At 64.5% G+C, this 1670-nt stretch carries 1 protein-coding gene and 1 pseudogene; both read left to right on the forward strand.

Translation table 11 applies throughout. The annotated features are described in order from the left end of the window. Positions 1 to 82: 82 nt before the first annotated feature. Positions 83 to 928: pseudogene (locus A2J03_RS11565) on the forward strand (metal ABC transporter permease). A gap of 115 nt (positions 929 to 1043) precedes the next feature. Then, the coding region (locus A2J03_RS11570; protein ID WP_082897775.1) for a LamB/YcsF family protein at positions 1044 to 1670 on the forward strand (627 nt) is incomplete at its 3' end.

Raw genomic sequence — 1670 nt, forward strand, 5'->3', positions numbered from 1 at the left:
ACGCACTGGGCAGCGCGGGCGCGCATCATCCACCGACCGAGGATCCGCATTGAACGAGAAAGTGGTCGACGCCCTCTCCAAGATGTTCGACTTCAGCACCACAGCGAACCTTCTGAGCTACGACTTCGTCCAGCAAGCCCTCATCGCCGCCGCAATCCTCGGTCTGCTTGCCGGCGCGCTGGGGCCGCTGATCGTCAGTCGCCAGTGGGCGTTCGCCGTCCACGGCTCGAGCGAACTGTCCCTGACCGGAGCATCGGCTGCGCTACTCGTCGGCATCACCGTCGGTCTCGGCGCGATCGTCGGATCGGTCGTCGCCGCCGTGATGTTCGCATTGCTCGGTTCGAAAGCCCGCGACCGCGATTCGGTCATCGGCGTGATCATGTCCTTCGGGCTCGGACTCTCGGTGCTGTTCATCTGGCTCTACCCCGGACGAACCGGTACGAGCTTCGCCCTTCTCATCGGCCAGATCGTCGGAGTCGGGCAGAGCGGGCTGCAGCTACTGCTCGTCTGCGCGGTCGTCGTTCTGATCGTGCTGGTCGTCGTCTATCGCCCGTTGCTGTTCGCCAGCACCGATCCCGAGGTAGCGCTCGCACGCGGCGTCCCGGTTCGGGGACTGTCGGTCGTGTTCGCCGTGCTGGTGGGAGTCGCCTGCTCCCTCTGAGTTCAGATCGTCGGCGCTCTGCTGGTCCTGTCACTACTGATCACCCCAGCCGCCGCTGCCGCGCGCGTGACCGCCAGCCCGCTGAAAGCGACGTTGCTGTCCGTCGTCTTCGCCGAAACGGCCGCCGTCGGCGGCATCCTGCTCTCACTCGCGCCCGGCCTGCCCGTGTCGACCTTCGTCACGACGATCTCGTTCGTCATCTACCTGATCTGCCGGGTGATCGGGTCTCGTCGCAAGGCGAACTCCGGTCGCGCAATAACGGCCTAGACTGGTCATTCCGCAGGCTCCACTCCCGGCCCAAACTGGTCATTCCGCAGGCTCCACTCCCGGCCCAAACTGGTCATTCCGCAGGCTCCACTCCCGGCGGCTTAGACTGGTCGCAATGGCCTCAATCGATCTGAATTCCGACCTCGGCGAAAGCTTCGGCACCTGGACGCTCGGCGACGACGACGCCATGCTGTCGATCGTCACCAGCGCCAACATCGCGTGTGGATTCCACGCCGGTGACCCGCGAACGATCCTCGATACGTGCCGTGCCGCCGCCGACAGCGCCGTCCGCATCGGCGCTCAGGTCGGCTACGGAGGTCTTGCCGGATTCGGACGGCGCTTCATCGACATGGATGCTGCCGACCTGACGGCAGACGTTCTGTACCAAATGGGCGCACTCGACGGACTCGCACAGGCCGCCGGATCTGCCATCGCCTACGTCAAACCGCACGGCGCGCTGTACAACGCCATCGTCACCCATCGCGAGCAAGCACGTGCTGTCGTCGATGCGGTGCGCACCTACGATCCGACGCTTCCGGTACTCGGCCTGCCCGGTTCGGTATTTCTCGACGAAGCTCGCGAAGCTGGACTTCGAACCGTCACCGAAGCATTCGCCGATCGCGCGTACACGGCGTCGGGCGAGCTGGTGCCTAGTAGTACTTTGTTAGGTCGGCGTGTCGGCTCGAGTTTTCCGTCGATTCTCGAGACCATTCGTGGATGGATACGTCAGAACTCGACGAGG

The sequence above is a fragment of the Rhodococcus sp. EPR-157 genome, assembly GCF_001647195.1.
In the GTDB taxonomy this organism is placed as follows: Bacteria; Actinomycetota; Actinomycetes; order Mycobacteriales; family Mycobacteriaceae; genus Rhodococcoides.